This window comes from Lentzea indica (assembly GCF_012184385.1).
GTDB classification, from domain to species: domain Bacteria; phylum Actinomycetota; class Actinomycetes; order Mycobacteriales; family Pseudonocardiaceae; genus Lentzea; species Lentzea indica.
Map to the genome: position 1 here is coordinate 1 of NZ_VSRL01000469.1, position 3060 is coordinate 3060.

3 protein-coding genes and 1 pseudogene are annotated in these 3060 nt (G+C 67.9%); 2 read left to right on the plus strand and 2 right to left on the minus strand.

Going from position 1 to position 3060, the window contains the following annotated elements; genetic code table 11:
- Positions 1-76: 76 nt before the first annotated feature.
- Positions 77-259 (minus strand): hypothetical protein, encoded by a 183-nt coding sequence (locus tag FXN61_RS48485; RefSeq protein ID WP_167980501.1) that lies wholly within the window; start codon positions 257-259, stop codon positions 77-79.
- 102 nt (positions 260-361) lie between these two features.
- Here FXN61_RS48485 and FXN61_RS48490 point away from each other — a divergent pair.
- Both FXN61_RS48490 and FXN61_RS48495 read left to right on the plus strand, forming a co-directional pair.
- Positions 362-1101 (plus strand): annotated as a pseudogene (locus FXN61_RS48490) (SIS domain-containing protein).
- 107 nt (positions 1102-1208) lie between these two features.
- On the plus strand, positions 1209-2741 hold the full coding sequence (locus FXN61_RS48495) for a penicillin-binding transpeptidase domain-containing protein (protein ID WP_167980503.1): 1533 nt from the start codon (positions 1209-1211) through the stop codon (positions 2739-2741).
- Here the strand turns inward: FXN61_RS48495 and FXN61_RS51275 are convergent.
- Positions 2738-3060, minus strand: a 323-nt coding sequence (locus FXN61_RS51275; protein WP_223165909.1) for a hypothetical protein, incomplete at its 5' end; no start/stop codon positions are given. The two genes, FXN61_RS48495 and FXN61_RS51275, sit on opposite strands and share 4 nt — an antisense overlap.

The window sequence follows — 3060 nt, forward strand, 5'->3', positions numbered from 1 at the left end:
CTCAACGCCACCGCAACTCAGTGCTGCACACCGCCTCGGCGTTGGGCGTCGAACTGCTGGCCTAAGACTGTGCTGGTCAAGGACGGGCGTGCACCGCCGCACGCGCACACCCACCGGCCACGGCGAGCTGCGCCAGCGCCACCCAGACCGGCCACAGCTCGGAGTAGGTGACCGCCAGCGCGATGTGCGTGGCACCCGCGGCCGTGAACACCGCCGCCAGCGCGACCCAGAAGTAGAAGTACCGCCTGATCAAACCCACCCCCGTCCGCCACGAGCCGTTGTCCCTGTTATCGCGCGTATCGGGCTTTGTGGTGCTCGGGTTACTGGTGAGGTCATCGACGATCCGGTACTACTGACCCGCATGACGACCGACACCGTGACCGGGTCCGACTACGGCAACCTCGTGCGCACGCATCTGACGCGCGTCGAACAGCAGAACGCGGCCGCGCTCGACGACGTGCCGAGCTCGTGCTCGCCGCGGTCGAGGCGGACGGAACCATCCTCACCGCAGGCGCGGGCCACTCCCTGGCGGCGGTCGCCGAGACCTTCTACCGTGCAGGCGGCCTGGCCTGCGTCCGCCCGATCTACCACCCCGAGCTGCTCCCGATGCACGGCGCGATCAGCAGCACAGCAGCCGAACGCCGCTCCGGCCTCGCGAGCGAGGTCCTGCGCGAAGCCGGCCTGGCCCCGCACGACGTCCTGTTCGTCTTCTCCACCTCAGGCGTCAACTACTACCCGGTCGAACTGGCCCTCGAAGCCGCCAACGCCGGCTGCCCAGTAGTAGCCGTCACCTCCGTGGCCGCGAGCGCCCAGGCCCCGCGCCGCGCCGGCTCGACCCTCGCCGAAGTGGCCACCGTCGTCCTGGACAACCTCGTCCCGCCCGGCGACTCCACCTACCCGGAGCAGGCCCCGGTCACCGCGGCCATCTCCACGCTCGCCACGACGTTCCTCTGGAACCTGCTGATGGTCCGCCTCGTCGACAAGGCAACCGAGACCGGCGTGCAACTGCCGCTGTGGCGCAGCGCGAACGTCGAAGGCGGCGACGCGGCCAACGCCGACCTGCTCAGGCACTACCAGACCCGCATTCCACAGCTGGGTTGAGTAGCAATACTCAGAGGCATCTCAGCAGACCGGCGTTAGTCTCCCACCGGGGAAAGCACTTACCTGGGGGGACTTCACCAGTGGAGCAGAAAACTCGTAGATGGATCATGATCAGCGGAGCGCTCGCCACGGCGACCATCGTCGGCGTGGCGGGCGTGATGCTCTGGAGCGGCGGCCCAGCCGACTCGAGTGAGCAGCAGCCCAAGCTCGTCGAAACACCGGCCCAAGTGGCCCAGTCGTTCATGAACAAGGCGTTCTCCGGCGACGCCGCAACAGCCGCCGCGCTGACCGACGCACCACCCGCGGCCACCCAAGCCCTGGCCGCCACCAAGCAGGGCATGGGCACCTCCGCCTACCAGGCCCGCCTGACCCCGGCCGAGCCACCGGCACAGGACGCCACCACAGCGGAGCTCGCCGCGTCCGTGACATGGACGATGCCGAACGCAAGCCTCTTGAAGTACGACGTCAAAATCCCCATGCAACGCGCAGAAGGCACCTGGAAGGTCCGCTGGACCCCGGCCGTCATCCACCCGCAACTGACCGAGGGCGCCTCCCTCGTCTACCGCAAAGCCGTGGCCGACGGCGCCCTGCTGGGCCGCGACGGCAAGCCATTGGTCCAAGGCACCATCCCGGACGGCCTCTACAAGACGATCACCGGCCAAACAGGCGACCTGAAGGGCACCGACGGCTGGGAAGTGGGCATAGCCACCGGCACAGCCTTCACCGCCCTGGACGGCAAGAAGCCAGAGCCCGGCGAAAAGATCACCGTAACCATCGACCCGGCCCGCCAAGCAGCCGCCCAAGCCGCAGTGGACGGCCTCCCCCAGGGCGCGGCCATCGTCGCCATCGAGGCCTCCACCAGCGAAATCCTGGCCGTGGCCCAAAACAAGACCCTAACGGGCACAAACCCGTTCGTAGGCCGCTACGCCCCAGGCTCAACGGCAAAAATCGTCACCGCGGCAGCCGCCCTGAACGCGGGCCTGGTCCAGCCCAACACCGCCGTACCCTGCCCCGCCACAGCAACCATCGGCACCCGCCGAATCAGCAACGCGGGCTTCGGCCACGACAGCGTGCCCTTCCACACGGCCTTCGCCCTGTCCTGCAACACGACGTTCGGCGACCTGGGCTCAAAACTCCCCCCGAACGCCCTACCGGACATGGCCATGCGCTTCGGCCTGGGCGCAGACTGGACCATCGCAGGCGCCGACACGAACACCGGCAAAGTGCCGCCGGCCTCCGGCGACCAGCAGGTGGAAAACAGCTTCGGCCAGGGCAACGTGGTAGCCAGCCCCTTCGGCATGGCCCTGGTGGCCGCCACAGTCGTCTCCGGCAAGACACCCACCCCCACCCTGATGCGCGGCAAGCCCCCGGTACCCAACGACGTGGCGGCAGCCCCACCACAATCAGTCCTGGGACCGCTGCGCGCCATGATGCGCGAGGTGGTCACCGCCGGAACGGCAAAGCAGCTGGCAGGCATCCCCAACCTGGCAGGCAAAACCGGCACCGCCGAGGCAGGCGGCGGCACCGCTCACGGCTGGTTCGTCGGCTACCAGGGCAACATGGCGTTCGCAGTCTTCGTGGAAAACGCGGGCTCGTCACAAAGCGCACTCAACGCAACCGCAGCCTTCCTGAAGGGCTAGCACCAGCACGCCTGCGGCAACAAACGCGAGTTGGTAGTAGGTAGCGGCGATTCGATCACGAGTTGGCGGTACTTGCAGAAGCCACAACCCAACCGCGAGGCCGAAGGCGAGCCGACCGCGAAGGCGAAGCAGAGCAGACCGTCCTTCACACACAACGCGGGTGGGGTGGTCCCGTCACCAACAGCACCACCTACGCAACAGCAAGCCGCCAAAAGCAACCGGCGTGCCATCAACCCGCGCGCGGCGCTGGACAGGTCTTTGATCAGATTGGCGGGGTCTGGGGCGGAGCCCCAGGGTTCCGGCAAAGTCGTGTCGGTGC